The following is a 15,796-nucleotide window of genomic DNA, read 5'->3' on the forward strand; positions in this document are numbered from 1 at the left end:
TACGTGTTTGTTTCCATTGACAAGGAGTTTATGGGAATAGAAACGTCCCCACCTTACATATCTCCAGAATGGGCGATTGAAATTGAGACAATTTAATAGAGATAAGCTCTTGTTATGTTTCTTTTAAGTCAATAAACTAACAATACTCAAAGTATGCTCAAAAATATGATATAATCTAGGACATAAGGCAATACTGTTTTAAAGTATTTTCTCTTAACCATGTCTCGTTAGACAAATCTGATTCGTCTGGTTTTCTAATAGATTTTAATGCTGACTTGGTTTTATAGCCATTATGCTCTCCATTATTTTAGTGTAGAACACTTTGGTTATTAGTTTTTTGTTACATTGTAAGCAAATCAATAGAGATAGAAAAAGGAATTATATGTTTAGTTATGAGGTTGTAGCAAGTTTTAACGACTTAGAAAACGCTATTTATACAACTATTTTAGAAAATGAAAATATATCCTCTATGACAATCAAGGAATTGGCCCAACTTGCACATGTATCAGTTGGAACCGTACAACGATTTTGCAAGCATCTAGGATTTGATGGATATAGCCATTTTAAGATTGCTTATAAAGAATATTTAAAAAATGAGCAAATTATTTTAAACAATCAAGACAATCATTCTTTGAAGCTATTCATTGATTATACTGAGCAAGATACTTTTTTGCAGCTGATTATGGAGGCTGTGGCAATCTTAAAGAACGTTGAACAGATTGTTTTTGTCGGAATTGGTTCCTCTGGAACTTTAGGTCGATATGGAGCGCGCTATTTTTCAAATATTGGCAAATTTAGTATGTGTATTGAAGATCCTTGGCAACCAGTGCTACAAAACAGTATGGAAAAAACTTGTGTCATTGCCTTATCCGAATCTGGTGAGACTTCTCAAACATTGAAAATTGTACAAAAATTAAAGGAAAAAGGTTGTCCAGTTATTGCCATCACAAATACATTGGAATCAACATTGTCAAGGCTATCTGATTGCTCCATAACCTATCATGTTCCTCAATTATTTTTAAATGGGTTTAATATTACGACGCAGGTACCTGTTATTCTCATTATTGAAATGTTAATGAAACAACTATATACTACAAAAGCATAAGGGTGTCTATGAATTTATTTGATTATCATAAAGTAAAAGGGCTAAATAATAGTGAATTAAGCGTGTATAATTTTATATTGCAACATAGAGATAAAGTTGCTACGATGACTATCAGAGAGCTATCGACATCTATAAATCTATCGACAACAACCATCATTCGTTTTGCGAAAAAGATGGGATTTGATAGCTACAATGATTTAAAATATGCCTTGTCAAGGTCGGAAGATAAGGAAAATAAACATCGTCACTACTTTCCTATTGATATTCCAGCAATACAATTTTTACAGACTAGTGTTCAAGATGAAGCTTTAAAAAAACAACTATCAGAGATAGCAGACTTGATCGTTCAAGCCAAACAAGTTATCTTTTTAGGGGTGGGTACTAGTCTAAGTTTGGCAGAATATGGCTCATATCTTTTTTCTGGAATCGGTATTTTTAGCTTTGCTATTACTAACCCATTTTATTCTCTGAAATTGCATCATTCTAATTTGGAGGATGTTTTGGTTATTGCTCTAAGTGTCAGCGGTGAGACAGAAGAAGTTCTAACTCTAGTACAGGGATTCAAAGAAAGAAATGCTAAGATTGTTAGTCTGACAAATACAGATATTTCCACTTTATCACAGCTATCGGATATAAATTTATCCTACTTTATGCCAGTTGCCTACGCAGATTCCTCGCTACGTTCCACTAATTTGACCACTCAGATTCCAGTTGTCTATTTTTTAGAATCCTTACGTTACCAAGTTTATTTAAAAAAATAGGAGTGAAAACTCTTGTTTTTTTTATGTAACAAATATTGTTCGACTGTACATTTATTTTCTATCTCAATATCTATTGTCAGCAGGTACAGTATGTTATAAAATAGACTTGTTCATAGCGCTAGTACAAAATACAGAAAGGATTGGTAAAATGGCAAAAATACCAGAAGGCTTTTTATGGGGTGGGGCAGTTGCTGCTCACCAAATTGAAGGAGGATATGATAAAGGTGGAAAAGGAATTTCGATAGCCGATGTGATGACGGTTGGAAGTGCTAGCCACTCTCGACAGATTACTGATGGCGTCTTACCTGACGAATATTATCCGAATCATGATGCAATAGATTTTTACAGAACCTATAAGGACGATATACAATTATTCGCTGAGATGGGATTTAAGTGTTTTCGAACTTCGATTGCCTGGACTCGTATCTTCCCAAATGGAGATGAAGAAGAACCTAACGAAGAAGGGTTGAAATTTTATGATGATTTATTTGATCAGCTTCTAGCTCATCAAATTGAACCGGTCATCACACTCAGTCACTTTGAAATGCCCTATCATCTAGTTACTAAGTATGGTGCTTGGCGTAATCGCAAGTTGATTGATTTCTTTGTTCGTTTTGCGAAAGTCGTCATGGAACGATATAAGGACAAAGTTAAGTATTGGATGACCTTTAACGAGATCAATAATCAAGGTGCAATTAATGTTCCTTGGTGCTCATGGACTAATTCTGGTGTCATTTATCATGAAGATGAAAATCCAGTTGAGGTACTACAGCAGGTTATCCATTATCAGTCAGTGGCTTCTGCAAAAGTTGTACAATTGGGTCGGAAAATCAATAAAAATTTCAAAATTGGTTGTATGCTGGCAATGGTACCATTTTACCCGAATACATGTGATACAAAAGATATACTTGCTAGCCAGAAGGCAATGGAGCATCGTTTATTTCACTATGGAGATCTTCATGTTTTTGGAGAGCGTCCTTACTATATCGAGGCCTTTTGTCGAAAAAATAATATCAAACTGGATATTTTACCAGAAGATCTAGAAACTCTAAAAGAAGGTTGTGTAGATTATATTGGCTTGAGTTACTATATGAGTGATACAGTGACTGCTACAGCATCTGAGGAAACAGAAGAACTTTTCAAAGATGTTTATACTAAGAAAAATCCCTATATTGAATCAAGCGATTGGGGTTGGCAGATTGACCCTGAGGGATTACGCTATAGCTTAAATCTTTTATACGATCGCTATCACTGTCCGCTTTTTATAGTTGAAAATGGATTCGGTGCTTATGATAAGGTAGAGCCTGATGGAATCCATGATTCTTACCGCATTGATTACCTCAAACAACACATTGAACAAATGATGTTAGCGATTGAAGAAGATGGCGTAAATGTCATTGGTTATACCCCTTGGGGCTGTATCGATATTGTTAGTGCTGGTACAGGTGAAATGGAGAAGCGTTATGGCTTTATCTATGTCGATAAGAATAATAATGGCGAAGGAACTTTGCAACGAATGAAGAAAGATTCCTTTACATGGTATCAAAATGTGATTACATCAAATGGAAACGAATTATAAGGAGTAATTAAAATGAATATTGGATTGTTTTGTGCAGCAGGTATGTCAACAAGTATTTTGGTTGAGCGTATGAAAGAAGCGGCTCAGAAAAAAGGGAAAGATGCAACAATTGCAGCTTATTCCATCAGTGAATTGGAACAAAGAGTTGGAGATATTGATGTGGCTCTATTAGGCCCACAGGTTGGTTTCCAACTTGAAAAAGCAAAAGAAATTTGTGCTTCTCACAATGTTCCTGTAGAAGTGATTGCAATGGCTGATTATGGTACTGCAAACGGTATGGCAGTTCTTAAACAAGCTTACATGATGAAAAAATAAGGAGAAGATGATGAAGGATAAACTGATTAAAAAGTTTGTTGATAGGATGATGGCCTTTGTCAATACCAAAGGTGTAACAGCGATAAAAGATGGTATTGTTTTCTCTATGCCATTGTTGATTGTTGGCTCCATCTTTCTTATCTTGGCCAATCTTCCAGTTCCAGCTCTAGCAACGATGTTAGAAACTAGTGGTATTACCCCTGTTCTCAATCAAGCAATTGGTGCAACCTTTAATATCAGTGCGATTGTAACAGTCATTGGGATTGCGTATACCTATGCTAAGCTAGAAAAACAGGAGCCGCTTGGGGCAGGTGTCATTGCCCTAGCAGTTTTCTTGCTAATCCAGCCCTCCGGTTTGATTTCTAAAAATGGGGATGTAGTTGGTAACATTATTCTGAAGGATTGGACTTCCGGGAAAGGGATGATTGGTGCCATTATCGTTGGTTTGATTGTAGGAGCAAGCTATTCTTGGTTTTTGAAGAAAAATATCAAAATCAAAATGCCAGATGGCGTACCAACTGGTGTAGCCAACGCATTTTCAGCCTTGATTCCTGCTACTGTTATCATCACAGCGGCAACGATCTTTGTCGGACTTGTTGAACAATTGTTTAAGGTCACAACGATTGAAGTGATTTATAATCTTATTCAAACACCAATGCAAGGCTTGACTGACTCATTGTTTGGTGCGGTGCTTATGTGTTTCCTTGTACCATTCTTATGGATGTTTGGGGTGCACGGCTCAACTGTAGTTGGTGGCATCATGAGTGGCTTGCTACAGGCGAATGCTTTGGAAAACCAAGCCATTTTGGATAAGGGCCTTGAATTAAATCTAGCCAATGGTGGTCATATTGTGACGATTCAATTTTTTGATCAATTTATCAATGTTACAGGTGCCGGGATTACGATTGGTTTGGTAGTTTACATGGTTGCATTTGCAAAATCAAAACAACTAAAAATTCTTGGACGTCTTGAAATGGTTCCAGCCATCTTTAATATCAATGAGCCGGTGCTCTTTGGTTTGCCGATTGTAATGAATCCAGTTTTAGCAACTCCCTTTATATTAACGCCTATTTTATCTTGTATCATCCAGTATTCAGCGATTTATTTTGGACTGACGCCTATGTATGGTGCCGTTCAAGTTCCGTGGACTTGTCCTCCAATTATTTCAGGATTTATCATCGGTGGTTGGAAAACAGCCTTGTTGCAAACACTTATTTTGGTTATGTCTTTCTTTGTTTATTATCCGTTTATTAAACAGATGGATAAACAAGCTTTACAAGCTGTAATACAAGAAACAAGCGATTTAGAAGACGAAGATTGGTAAGAGAGGTATTAAAATGGACGAAAAAGTACTCGAAGTGTGTTTTCAAATTATCACCTATGTAGGAACAGCAAAATCTATGTACATCAATGCTATTCAATTGGCTAAGCAGGGTGAATTCGAGCAGGCTAAAGATAGAATTAAACAAGGCGAAGAAGCATTTGTACAGGGACATAATGCTCACCACTCACTTTTGACAAAAGAAATGAATGGAGAATTAAGCCAAACAGGTCTACTTCTGATGCACGCTGAGGATCAGTTAATGAGTGCAGAAGGTTTTCGAACGATTGCTGAGGAATTTATAGCAATCTATAAACGCTTTGAGGAAGGTAAATAGAGCAAGTTATGAAAGTAAAAAATCAAGCAATGTTAATTACCTATTCAGACAGTCTTGGAAAAAAACTGAAAGACTTGAAGTAGGTCTTAATCTCAGCCAAGTCGCCTTTTTCCTTGATTTCCTAGAAAAGAAAGATGAGTCTGCCTATGCGGATTTGTTTATCCGCTACAAAAACTTTTGGCCAAACAGTGGGCAGACTCAGGAAGATGTAGACCTGATTTACAAACGGAAGCCACGTGCTCCCTATCGCATTGCCAAGTTTGCTGATGGTAGTGAGGAAAAAGTTTGGTGTACCTTTGATGAGCAACAGATCGACCTCGATGTGACAACAGAAACAACTCGTCGCTTTATTCAGGAAAATCTGGAACAGCTGGCGGACCACGGAGCTTCCATTATTCGCTTGGACGCCTTTGCCTACGCCAATAAGAAAATCGGCACCAACTGTTTCTTTGTTGAGCCAGATATTTGGGAAATGCTTCATTTTCCGCGTCAGCTATTGGCACCAAAAGGAGTGAAAATTCTTCCAGAAATTCATGAACATTACACCATTCAGCAAAAAATCGCTGAGCAAGACTACTATGTCTATGACTTTGCCCTTCCGATGCTGGTTCTTCATGCTCTTTATTCAGGTAATGTCAACCGTCTTGTTCACTGGATGGAAATCTGCCCTCGCAAGCAATTTACAACCTTGGACACGCACGATAGTATCGGAGTGGTCGATGTCAAGGACTTGCTAACAGATGTTGAAACAGAGGCGACAAGAGAAGCCTTCTATACCCAAGGAGCAAATGTCAAAAAGATTTACAGCTCAGAGGCCTACAACAATTTGGATATTTACAAGATAAATTGTACCTACTATTCAACTTTAGGAAATGATGACCAAGCCTATCTCTTGGCATGTGTGCTTCAATGTTTTGCACCAGGTATTCCGCAGATTTACTACGTTGGCTTGTTGTCAGGAGAAAATGATATCGAATTGCTCGAATCAACCAAAGAAGGCCGCAACATCAACCGTCACTATTATGATTTGGAAGAAATTGAGCGAGAAGTTCAACGCCCAGTTGTGCAGTCCTTGTTCGATCTGCTCAAATTCCGTAATACCAGCGCAGCATTTGATGGAGAGTTTGCTGTTGACATGGAAGACGCTAATACTATTCGCATCAGCTGGACCAATACCGATGCCAATACAGTGGCAGAATTAAGAGCTAATCTGAAAGATAAATCATTTGAAATTACAGAGTAAATAGATAGTGAAAGAACATCGATTTATCTATAATAGAATACAAAAGAGTGGTGGAAACGTTTGATTTCCTCACTCTTTTTGCTAGCTAGTTAGTAACAAAATAGTACTTAAACGTAAACTATGAATTATATTCTGTTGTGACGATAATTGTTCGAGAATATTTGTAATAAAAAACAGGAACAGTCAATTAAACTGCTCCTATTTTTGTGATAGAATATAGGTAGTTATAATCGAGAGCAACTAAGAAGCAGTAAAAATATTATACATAGAATAATCAGGATTAGGAAGATAAAATGACAGAAATTGACAAAAAGAATTTAAAAAATTATCTTTGTTTTACATTTGGAATTACTTATATAGCTTGGGGGCTTCTTGCCATATTTACACAATCTTATATTTTGGGATTAGAGACATTTATAGGAAGAATATTACATATAGTTGGTGCACTTGGACCAGCTATTGCAAGTGGCTTTTATTTGAAAAGGAATAATATAAAATTTAAACATTTTGTATTTAGTAAGAAAGAAAATAGTAGAATTTATTTCATTATTCATTTGTTAGCAATTTTGATACTATTCTCTGTATCTTCCTTAGAATTAAACGGAGTATCCATTTATCTGATGCCACTATTCTTTATTCAATTAATTTTTTTTGGTGGCGGACATGAAGAGTTAGGATGGAGAGGTATACTACAACCTTTACTTGATAAAAAATATACTTATTGGCAATCTAATTTGATTGTAGGTTCAATCTGGGGAATTTGGCATCTGCCTTTATGGTTTATAGTTGAAGAAAGTCATCAAGGATTTCCTTTTATTTTATTTTTTATATATACATTATTTTTAAGTTTTGTTTTAGGGCTTCTTTACCGTCAAACGAAATCTGTGGGATACTGTATATTATTTCATGCGTTCGCAAATTTGTTAAATCTCTATTTTGTGTTAAAAATTAATCTTATTTTTATTATCATTTTTATTGGTTATTTGATTTATACTATATTGGCGAGTAATAGAATTAGTAAGGAAACAACATTCTAAAATTTAGATCAGGATATCCATTATTGAAAGTAACGTGTGGTCATTCTAGATAATCAATGTTAGAGACTTTTCTATTTGATGAGGCATCACTGCTTGTTCAAACTGATTTAACAAGTATTTATCTAGTGAAAGTTCTACAGAAAGGAGTTTAAACATGAAATTCCATGAATTTGGTGATAAGAATTTGCCTCCTATTTTACTGATACATGGTGGTGGCAGTTCTTGGTGGAATTATCTTCGTCAAGCACGAATCTTGTCAAAAGAATACCGTATTATTCTACCCAATTTGAATGGCCACGGCGAGGAATATCAACTTGATTATGTTTCTACTGAAGATTCTGCTTTGGAGATTCTAGACTATATCAAAGCAAACTGTGGTGGGAAATTGTTTGCAATCGGTGGTGTTTCACTTGGTGGTCAAATTGCCATGGAGCTTTTGTCTTTAGACAGTGAAATTGCTGAGAAGGCCATCATAGATGGAAGCCTCTGTATTCCTCAACCAAGGTTAGCTAAAATCAGCATCTTTCTAGTGTCTCTATTTGGTAAACTGATGTTCAATAAATTCTCTTGCAAACTTCAGTTAAGCATGATGAATAAACTCTATCCAAAACTGGCTTATCCAGAGGAAATAAAAGTTTATTATTTAGAGGATTTGCCAAGGACGCCTGTCAAAACATTGGTGACCATTTACAAAAGCTATATGGGATGTTACAAGCTGAAAAATATGATTTTTGCTAGCAAGGCTCAGGTTCTGTATATCTATGGTGAAAAAGAATTGAACTGTGTGAAAGAATCAGCGAAATTATTTCAGCAGCTACATCCGAATACGATTTTGTATGAAGCAAAGGGCTATAATCACGGCTATTTGTCAGCTTACCTGCCTCAAGAGTGGATTGATTTGGTGGCACCATTTTTAAAGAGTGAACCATTGGAAATGTGTAATGAATCTGATATGTCATAAGGAGGAATCTGATGCTAGGAGCAATTGTGGGAGATATTGTGGGTTCAGTTTATGAATGGAACAATATTAAAACGAAGGATTTTCCTTTATTTCGTGAGGATTGTTTTTTCACGGGTGATACGGTAAGTCCGAACCGCTGAGTGTGTGAGTTTGTTAGCGAAACGTAGCTAATCCTCAGAATAAAGAAACTAAAACTCCATTATTTAGAAATGAAAACCTAAACTGTTTTTAAGGAGGCATTATATTGATAGAGAGCAGACCTGAGTTTGATAAAATCGCATCGTTTGATGAGTTTAGCAAATACTATTGGTATCGGGATGAACTTTCACAGATATGCAAGTCATTAGGGCTTGAATATAGAGGTACAAAACAGGAACTCAATGATATTATTAAGCAGTACTTTAAGGGGAAATTGATTAAAAAATCAACAGTAAAAAGGAAAAAGAAACGAGTAGAAGTCGTTACCTTAGATACGCCCTTACTTGAATGTGGATTCTCCTTTAACGCACACTTTAGAGAATATTTCTCAACTTTAACAGATGTTTCGCCCTTTAAATTTACTGCCGATATGGCGACTGCTTGGAGAAAAGTAAAAAGCGACAATGATTTGAGTTTCACAATACAGGATATGCTAAAAGTTTATCATGGAAATTCAGATTATGCCAAGTATGATCATTCGGTTTGTCAATGGAACCAATTTCTAAAGGATTTCTGTGCAGACGAAAATAGTCACAATTACTCGAATAAACTAAAAGTAGCTTCCATCCTTTGGAAAGAAGTTAGAAATTCAAGTAATGAAAAAATTTATTCAAAAAATCTTTTGACTGAATATGCTGAAAAAATAAAAGACTATTGTAAGTAGAAACGCCATCTCACTTGGTGGCAGAGGCAGCTTATGGTATTCCTGATTGGATAAAGGATAAGGCCATTTCTTACTTGGATGAACCCTTAAAGGATGTAGTCATTAGATGGGAAAATAAAATAAAAGCGTATTAATCTCCAGTACGTCAGATTTCTCTTTTCTGTATTTTCATTGTATAATAGGGGTACATTTAGTTTCATATAATGAAATATAAAGGTTTCAAACGAATATTAAGGAGAAAATCAATGAAAAAAGCAATGTTAATTATCAACCCTACCTCTGGTGGGGAAAAGGCTTTGGATTATAAGGTCAAGCTGGAGAATAAAGCCAAAGATTATTTTGAGCATGTGGAAACAAAAATTACCGAAAAAGCCTTAGACGCAACACACTTTGCTGAAGAAGCGTCTCGTGATCAGTATGATGCAGTGGTATGTTTTGGTGGAGATGGGACTGTCAATGAAGTTATTTCAGGTATTGCTGAGAGAGAATACGTTCCTAAGTTGGGTATTATCCCAGGCGGTACGGGTAACCTCATTACAAAACTTTTGGAAATCAATCAAGACATCGATGGCGCGATAGATGAACTCGATTTTAACTTAACCAACAAGATTGATATCGGTAAAGCAAATGATAACTATTTTGGCTATATCTTTAGTATCGGTTCTCTGCCTGAGGCAATTCACAATGTTGAAATTGAGGACAAGACAAAATTTGGTATCCTTGCCTATGCTGTAAATACCATGAAGTCTGTCATGACGGATCAGGTCTTTAATATTAAGGTTGAGACAGAAAATGGAAATTATGTTGGTGAAGCTAGTCATGTTTTGGTTCTCTTGACAAATTACTTCGCTGATAAGAAAATCTTTGAAGAAGATAAAGATGGCTATGCCAATATTTTGATTCTAAAAGATGCTTCTATATTCTCAAAATTATCCGTCATTCCTGATTTACTAAAAGGAGATGTTGTCGGCAATGATAACATTGAGTATATCAGAGCGCGTAATATTAAGATCTCTTCAGATAGTGAATTGGAGTCAGATGTTGACGGCGATAAATCGGATAACCTACCTGTAGAAATCAAAGTCCTAGCACAGCGAGTAGAAGTATTTTCAAAGCCGAAAGAGTAGAAGGTAAAAATTACTTTATTATTCACAACGAAATTAAGTTCTATATCAACGATTGGAGGAGGAATGAATTCTCTATTTGATGAATTTCGAACAATTTGCTCTCATTTAAACCAAGTCGGAATCACTCCGACACTCATGGGGTCTTTGGGGTTTGAATACCGTTCAAATGAAGAATGGGGGCCGTCTGACATTGACATTCATGTGCCTGGTGACCCTAGAGGTTGGGAAGCACCTGATCATCTCAGAATTTATGACTGGGACAAGATAATGAAAGTGATGAAACACTTAGGCTACGCCTTAACAGATATTCATGAGCATGAATTCCAAAAGGATGGTGTGAGTGTTGAGTTTGGAAGTATTGATTCTTTACCAGATTTTGCAGGGGTTTCGGAATCAGATATAGAGTTGATTCATCTCGAGGACATCACTTTTCGCGTTCCAAGTTTGGAACAGTATTTAAGTATTTACAAGGCTTCTTCCCAAGATTCCTATCGAAATGACCACAATAACAATAAGGATTTTAAAAAGATTGAGTGGCTGGAAAGACATTTGTAAATCATCATTTGAAAAGTAGCAAGTTGTAAGACTGGCTGCTTTTTTATTTCTAGAAACAAACCACTCGACACTACGGACAAGCCTTGCAAATAAAATACGAAAGTAGTATACTAGAATCACAATTATGAAAACGTTTGCGTCCTAAATGCAACCAAGTAAATCAGGAGACAAATACAATGGAATTAACAGCCATTTACCACAGACCAGAGTCAGAGTATGCATATCTTTATAAAGACAAGACAATGCACATTCGTATCCGAACCAAGAAAGATGATATTGAAACCATCAACTTGCATTATGGAGATCCTTTTATCTTTATAGAGGACCGTTATGAAGATAGTAAGGAAATGAGTAAAGTAACTTCTGATGCTTTGTTTGATTATTGGCAAGTGGAGATTTCAGTTGGCTATGCCCGACTCCAGTATCTCTTTGAACTTAAAGATAAGCAAGGTCAGAGTATTTTGTATGGCGATAAGGGATGTGTTGAAAACACGCTAGAAAATCTTCATTATGAAGGAAATGGATTTAAAATTCCTTATATCCATGAGATTGATGCTTGCCATGTTCCTGACTGGGTAGCAAAGACGGTATGGTACCAGATTTTCCCAGAACGTTTTGCTAATGGGAACCCTGAGATTTCTCCCAAAGGGGCCCTAGCTTGGAATTCCTCTATCAAACCAAAAATGAGTGATTTCTTTGGTGGTGATTTACAAGGCATTATTGATCATCTAGATTACTTGCAAGACTTAGGGGTCACAGGACTTTATCTCTGTCCGATTTTTGAATCCCCAAGCAATCACAAGTATAATACGACGGATTATTTCGAAATTGACCATCATTTTGGAGATAAGAAAACTTTTCGTAAACTGGTGGAGGGGGCCCATCAGAGAGGGATGAAAATCATGCTGGACGCTGTTTTCAATCATATCGGGGATCAGTCTCCGCAGTGGCAGGATGTTCTCAAGCATGGTGAAGATTCCGTTTACAAAGATTGGTTCCATGTTCAAGAATTTCCAGTGACCAAGGATAAGCTGGGTGATCCAAGAAAGCTCCCTTACCATACCTTTGCCTTTGCCAGCTATATGCCCAAGCTCAATACGGCCAATCCTCAAGTGAGGGACTATTTGTTGAGCGTTGCGACCTACTGGATTGAAGAGTTTGATATTGATGCTTGGCGACTGGATGTGGCAAATGAAGTAGACCATCAATTTTGGCGAGATTTCCATAAGGCTGTCTTGGCTAAAAAGCCTGACCTTTATATTCTTGGAGAAGTCTGGCATACTTCACAGCCCTGGCTGAATGGCGATGAATTTCACGCAGTTATGAATTATCCTCTCTCTGACAGTATCAAGGATTATTTCTTGCGAGGGACTAAGAAGACACCTCAATTTATCGATGAAATCAATAGCCAATCTATGTACTATAGACAACAGATTTCGGAAGTGATGTTCAATCTTTTGGATTCGCATGATACGGAGCGCATTTTGACTACTGCCAAGGAAGATGTTCAACTCGTTAAGTCTGCCCTTGCTTGCCTCTTTCTACAAAGGGGGACACCGTGTTTCTACTATGGAACTGAGTTGGAGTTAGGTGGAGGGCCAGACCCAGATTGTCGTCGTGTCATGCCTTGGGACCGTGTTTCCGACAGCAATGAGATGTTGAATTTTATGAAGAAGTTGATTCAGCTTCGTAAGAGTGTCTCAGATATAATCCAGAACGGGACCTATAGACTGAAAGAAATCAAGCCAGATGTGGTATCTCTGGCATGGGATTATGATGGACAAAAACTCCAAGCTGTTTTTAACCAATCATCTGAAAATTATCTTGTAGATAGTGATGCTGTAGCTCTAGCAAGTCATTGCCAAGTATTGGAGCAGCAACTGGTGATATTGCCTAAAGGCTTTATAATCCGATAAAAATCGTACTCAAAAAGACTGTTATGAATAGGTGATTCGTGCAGTCTTTTTTTGACTTATGTAGTATAATATAGCTAAGTCAACGATTACTAGCTGCATGATTAATGAATGCTGTTTAAAATGAAAAAGAGACTTGTACTCTAGAAGGAGAGTTTCATGAAACGAACGAGAAAAGTAGTAGCCTTGGGATTGTGTTTGCCCTTATTTCTTGGATTGGCTGCTTGTCAGCAAAATAATACGAGCACTGAAGCTGGAAATCAGACACAAGTCAGCTCAGATAAAGTTCCTTGGACGGCTTCATATTCCAATCTAAACGGTCAAGTCAGTACCGAAGAGGTCAAATCTTTCTTATCAGCTCACTTGGACCCAAATAGTGTTGAGGCATTTTTCAATCTTGTCACAGACTACAATGCGACTGTCGGCTCCACTGGCTTAAGTGGTGATTTTACCTCCTTTACGAAGACAGAATACGATGTAGAGAAAATCAGCAGTCTCTGGAATCAAAAAAAGGGTGACTTTGTCGGGACCAACTGCCGTATCAATAGCTATGCGCTCTTGAAAAATTCGGTCACAATTCCAAAACTTGAAAAGAATGATCAGCTTCTTTTTGTGGATAACGATGCTATCGATAAGGGAAAGGTATTTGATGCGAATGATAAGGAAGAGTTTGATATTCTATTTTCTAGGGTGGAGACGGAAGCGACAACGGATGTAAAAGTTCACGCGCAGAAGATGGAGAAATTCTTCTCCCAGTTTCAATTTAATGATAAAGCTCGGATGTTGTCTGTTGTGTTGCATGACAATTTGGATGGAGAGTATCTTTTTGTCGGTCACGTTGGTATTTTAGTGCCAGCTGAGGAGGGTTTCTTATTTGTAGAGAAACTGACTTTTGAAGAGCCTTATCAAGCTATTAAGTTTGCGAGTAAGGAAGATTGTTACAAATATTTGGCTACCAAGTATGCAGATTACACAGGTGATGGCCTAGCTAAGCCTTTCATCATGGATAATGAAAAGTGGGTTGAAGCTTATTAAGAAAGGTTAGGTAGAATCGCATGGAGACTGTAATAGCGCTTTTAGTTCTCATTCTTATCGGGTTCTGGGCTATAAACATTCTCAAACCTCGTAAGGCAAATAATAAAGAGCGATTTTTAGGCTATACTCAGCGCTATGATATTGACGGCGAGGGATACCAGTCAGAAGTCTGGGAAGTGACAGAAGATGAGGATTAGAAATAAGGAGGAGAGTCCAAAAACAGTATTATGTCTTTTCAAGAAAGGGAAATAGTAAAATCAGTGCTATCCTAAGAAACGAATAGGAGGAAACATTATGGGAATGATTGCTAATTATCGATATCTATCTGACAATGAATTAAGCCAAATAATGCGAGATTCTCGTCAGGAAGAGGAATTGCTTGACTTAGTAGAGGATTCTACTAAGGAAAATGAGACGTTGATAGATATTGACAAAATGTGGGACGCCTTACTCTTTGTTATGACAGGCTTTAGTAGTTCAGAATTTATGGATGACGATCCTTTGAGAGAAGCTGTCTTGGGAGTGACCCCTTTAGAAAATGTGTCGGAATATATAGCCTATACTGAAAAGTCAAAGATAGCTGAGATTGTTCAAGCTTTAGAGAATTTTGACATGGATAGGGCTCTAGCTAACTTTAGCATGGAATCATGCAAGAAGGCCGATTTGTATCCCGATATTTGGGATTATCTTGATGAAGAGGAAGAAATCAAGGATGACATTCGAACCTGTTTTGTAAAAATGAAGGATTTTTATAAGAAAATCTTAGTTCTCAAGGGGAATGTCTTAGTGACTATTTGTTAAGTACTTTCTCCAACTGTTAGTCAGGTGCGTGATGAATGCACATCTAGAAAATCGAACACCTGATGACTTGTCTGGTGAAGAAAATATTCCACAGTATAGTTGGACGGAATAGATAGAAATTGGTTATAGAATTTGTAAGCATAATAGATTTTAAGCTTTAAGATGGAGGACTAAAGAGATGGGAAGAATTGAATGGGAAAATGCCAAGACACGTTTAGATGCCTTACTTGTCATTGATGAGTATCGAACAGATCCAAATGAGACCTGGCTTCGATTGATCGTTAAGACTGAGGGAAGCTATGGGGCTCGTTACCTTATCGACAATGGCTCTGGTGATTCTCTAGATGTGATTTTGACTGATAAAATGATCCTCATAAAAGGTTTTGATCATGAAAGTAGTTTGAGTCAATTTGCTGCGAATGAGTGGAATCAAGACATCATAGACGGATTTTATAAAGGACTGGATGAAAAGTATCAAAACCTATACTCAGAAGAACAAAAAGATGAAACAACCTTCTTTATCTGGTATGACGATCAAGAGCATCAAAATACCTACCAAGATCAGGACGGTGGTGAATGGTTATTATCCTATTTCTTTGACAGTTTTGAGCGATTTCATGAGTTTGTGACGTATTACTATTCAATTACCGTAGATGAGGACTTACTTAGAAAACTCTACAATCAAGGTCAGCTTTCAGAAGTAGAATTGGAGCAGTTGATTCGTACTTCCTAGCAGGAAATATTTATAAAATCTGATGAAAAGAACTGATTTACAATATCAAGTCATACTTTAAGAATTAATAAAGCAAATTAATGTTTGAAGTTCCTTTTTTCTTATGTCTAT

17 protein-coding genes and 2 pseudogenes are annotated in these 15,796 nt (G+C 36.9%); all 19 read left to right on the plus strand.

Annotation, left to right across the window (positions count from 1 at the left end; all coding sequences use genetic code 11):
- The first annotated feature begins 382 nt into the window (after positions 1–382).
- The 19 genes and pseudogenes from HMPREF3057_RS08030 to HMPREF3057_RS08105 all read left to right on the plus strand — a co-directional run bounded on the left by HMPREF3057_RS08030 (position 383) and on the right by HMPREF3057_RS08105 (position 15,685).
- The gene (locus HMPREF3057_RS08030; RefSeq protein ID WP_000493320.1) at positions 383–1,105 is read left to right on the plus strand and encodes a MurR/RpiR family transcriptional regulator; all 723 of its coding nucleotides are present in this window, start codon (positions 383–385) and stop codon (positions 1,103–1,105) included.
- An 8-nt stretch (positions 1,106–1,113) separates the two neighbouring features.
- Positions 1,114–1,866 (plus strand): MurR/RpiR family transcriptional regulator, encoded by a 753-nt coding sequence (locus HMPREF3057_RS08035; RefSeq protein WP_009730126.1) that lies wholly within the window; start codon positions 1,114–1,116, stop codon positions 1,864–1,866.
- A 148-nt stretch (positions 1,867–2,014) separates the two neighbouring features.
- Positions 2,015–3,445 (plus strand): 6-phospho-beta-glucosidase, encoded by a 1,431-nt coding sequence (locus HMPREF3057_RS08040; protein WP_001062960.1) that lies wholly within the window; start codon positions 2,015–2,017, stop codon positions 3,443–3,445.
- A gap of 12 nt (positions 3,446–3,457) precedes the next feature.
- Positions 3,458–3,760 carry a PTS sugar transporter subunit IIB gene (locus tag HMPREF3057_RS08045; protein ID WP_001020606.1) on the plus strand — a complete coding sequence of 101 codons (303 nt, stop codon included), beginning with the start codon at positions 3,458–3,460 and terminating at the stop codon, positions 3,758–3,760.
- A 10-nt stretch (positions 3,761–3,770) separates the two neighbouring features.
- A complete protein-coding gene (locus HMPREF3057_RS08050) occupies positions 3,771–5,084 on the plus strand; it encodes a PTS sugar transporter subunit IIC (RefSeq protein ID WP_000653348.1) in 1,314 nt (437 codons plus the stop codon).
- Positions 5,085–5,097: 13 nt separating this feature from the next.
- On the plus strand, positions 5,098–5,418 hold the full coding sequence (locus HMPREF3057_RS08055) for a PTS sugar transporter subunit IIA (protein WP_000343791.1): 321 nt from the start codon (positions 5,098–5,100) through the stop codon (positions 5,416–5,418).
- Positions 5,402–6,661 carry a sucrose phosphorylase gene (gtfA, locus tag HMPREF3057_RS08060; protein WP_002875734.1) on the plus strand — a complete coding sequence of 420 codons (1,260 nt, stop codon included), beginning with the start codon at positions 5,402–5,404 and terminating at the stop codon, positions 6,659–6,661. Before HMPREF3057_RS08055 ends, gtfA begins: the two co-directional genes overlap by 17 nt.
- A 293-nt stretch (positions 6,662–6,954) precedes the next feature.
- Positions 6,955–7,698 (plus strand): CPBP family intramembrane glutamic endopeptidase, encoded by a 744-nt coding sequence (locus tag HMPREF3057_RS08065; RefSeq protein ID WP_009730128.1) that lies wholly within the window; start codon positions 6,955–6,957, stop codon positions 7,696–7,698.
- Between the two features lie 154 nt (positions 7,699–7,852).
- On the plus strand, positions 7,853–8,659 hold the full coding sequence (locus HMPREF3057_RS08070; RefSeq protein WP_000668463.1) for an alpha/beta fold hydrolase: 807 nt from the start codon (positions 7,853–7,855) through the stop codon (positions 8,657–8,659).
- A gap of 11 nt (positions 8,660–8,670) precedes the next feature.
- A pseudogene (locus tag HMPREF3057_RS10070) lies at positions 8,671–8,784 on the plus strand (ADP-ribosylglycohydrolase); the annotation flags it as partial.
- A 119-nt stretch (positions 8,785–8,903) separates the two neighbouring features.
- Complete coding sequence (locus tag HMPREF3057_RS08075; RefSeq protein WP_070697138.1) at positions 8,904–9,521, plus strand: SAP domain-containing protein; 618 nt, start codon at positions 8,904–8,906, stop codon at positions 9,519–9,521.
- 17 nt (positions 9,522–9,538) lie between these two features.
- A pseudogene (locus HMPREF3057_RS10075) lies at positions 9,539–9,655 on the plus strand (hydrolase); the annotation flags it as partial.
- Positions 9,656–9,766: 111 nt separating this feature from the next.
- Positions 9,767–10,648, plus strand: a complete 882-nt coding sequence (locus HMPREF3057_RS08080; protein ID WP_070697141.1) for a diacylglycerol/lipid kinase family protein — start codon at positions 9,767–9,769, stop codon at positions 10,646–10,648.
- 63 nt (positions 10,649–10,711) lie between these two features.
- Positions 10,712–11,203, plus strand: coding sequence for a phosphoribosylanthranilate isomerase (locus tag HMPREF3057_RS08085; RefSeq protein WP_070697143.1), 492 nt, complete (start codon positions 10,712–10,714; stop codon positions 11,201–11,203).
- Between the two features lie 176 nt (positions 11,204–11,379).
- A complete protein-coding gene (locus HMPREF3057_RS08090) occupies positions 11,380–13,119 on the plus strand; it encodes a glycoside hydrolase family 13 protein (RefSeq protein ID WP_070697145.1) in 1,740 nt (579 codons plus the stop codon).
- Between the two features lie 156 nt (positions 13,120–13,275).
- On the plus strand, positions 13,276–14,151 hold the full coding sequence (locus HMPREF3057_RS08095; RefSeq protein ID WP_070697147.1) for a DUF4300 family protein: 876 nt from the start codon (positions 13,276–13,278) through the stop codon (positions 14,149–14,151).
- A gap of 20 nt (positions 14,152–14,171) precedes the next feature.
- Positions 14,172–14,348, plus strand: a complete 177-nt coding sequence (locus HMPREF3057_RS10315; protein WP_180364456.1) for a hypothetical protein — start codon at positions 14,172–14,174, stop codon at positions 14,346–14,348.
- A gap of 97 nt (positions 14,349–14,445) precedes the next feature.
- Complete coding sequence (locus HMPREF3057_RS08100; protein ID WP_070697149.1) at positions 14,446–14,952, plus strand: YfbM family protein; 507 nt, start codon at positions 14,446–14,448, stop codon at positions 14,950–14,952.
- Between the two features lie 178 nt (positions 14,953–15,130).
- Positions 15,131–15,685 carry a hypothetical protein gene (locus tag HMPREF3057_RS08105; RefSeq protein WP_070697151.1) on the plus strand — a complete coding sequence of 185 codons (555 nt, stop codon included), beginning with the start codon at positions 15,131–15,133 and terminating at the stop codon, positions 15,683–15,685.
- Positions 15,686–15,796 lie beyond the last annotated feature (111 nt).

This window comes from Streptococcus sp. HMSC072D05 (assembly GCF_001815805.1).
Taxonomy (GTDB): Bacteria; Bacillota; Bacilli; order Lactobacillales; family Streptococcaceae; genus Streptococcus.

Bases quoted from the DNA above. Each gene is read 5' to 3' on its own strand.
- HMPREF3057_RS08055 (WP_000343791.1), top strand. From the start codon at position 5,098: ATGGACGAAAAAGTACTCGAAGTGTGTTTTCAAATTATCACCTATGTA.
- HMPREF3057_RS10315 (WP_180364456.1), top strand. From the start codon at position 14,172: ATGGAGACTGTAATAGCGCTTTTAGTTCTCATTCTTATCGGGTTCTGG.
- HMPREF3057_RS08065 (WP_009730128.1), top strand. From the start codon at position 6,955: ATGACAGAAATTGACAAAAAGAATTTAAAAAATTATCTTTGTTTTACA.
- HMPREF3057_RS08040 (WP_001062960.1), top strand. From the start codon at position 2,015: ATGGCAAAAATACCAGAAGGCTTTTTATGGGGTGGGGCAGTTGCTGCT.
- HMPREF3057_RS08085 (WP_070697143.1), top strand. From the start codon at position 10,712: ATGAATTCTCTATTTGATGAATTTCGAACAATTTGCTCTCATTTAAAC.
- HMPREF3057_RS08070 (WP_000668463.1), top strand. From the start codon at position 7,853: ATGAAATTCCATGAATTTGGTGATAAGAATTTGCCTCCTATTTTACTG.
- HMPREF3057_RS08080 (WP_070697141.1), top strand. From the start codon at position 9,767: ATGAAAAAAGCAATGTTAATTATCAACCCTACCTCTGGTGGGGAAAAG.
- HMPREF3057_RS08100 (WP_070697149.1), top strand. From the start codon at position 14,446: ATGGGAATGATTGCTAATTATCGATATCTATCTGACAATGAATTAAGC.
- HMPREF3057_RS08045 (WP_001020606.1), top strand. From the start codon at position 3,458: ATGAATATTGGATTGTTTTGTGCAGCAGGTATGTCAACAAGTATTTTG.
- HMPREF3057_RS08095 (WP_070697147.1), top strand. From the start codon at position 13,276: ATGAAACGAACGAGAAAAGTAGTAGCCTTGGGATTGTGTTTGCCCTTA.
- HMPREF3057_RS08035 (WP_009730126.1), top strand. From the start codon at position 1,114: ATGAATTTATTTGATTATCATAAAGTAAAAGGGCTAAATAATAGTGAA.
- HMPREF3057_RS08030 (WP_000493320.1), top strand. From the start codon at position 383: ATGTTTAGTTATGAGGTTGTAGCAAGTTTTAACGACTTAGAAAACGCT.
- HMPREF3057_RS08050 (WP_000653348.1), top strand. From the start codon at position 3,771: ATGAAGGATAAACTGATTAAAAAGTTTGTTGATAGGATGATGGCCTTT.
- HMPREF3057_RS08105 (WP_070697151.1), top strand. From the start codon at position 15,131: ATGGGAAGAATTGAATGGGAAAATGCCAAGACACGTTTAGATGCCTTA.
- HMPREF3057_RS08090 (WP_070697145.1), top strand. From the start codon at position 11,380: ATGGAATTAACAGCCATTTACCACAGACCAGAGTCAGAGTATGCATAT.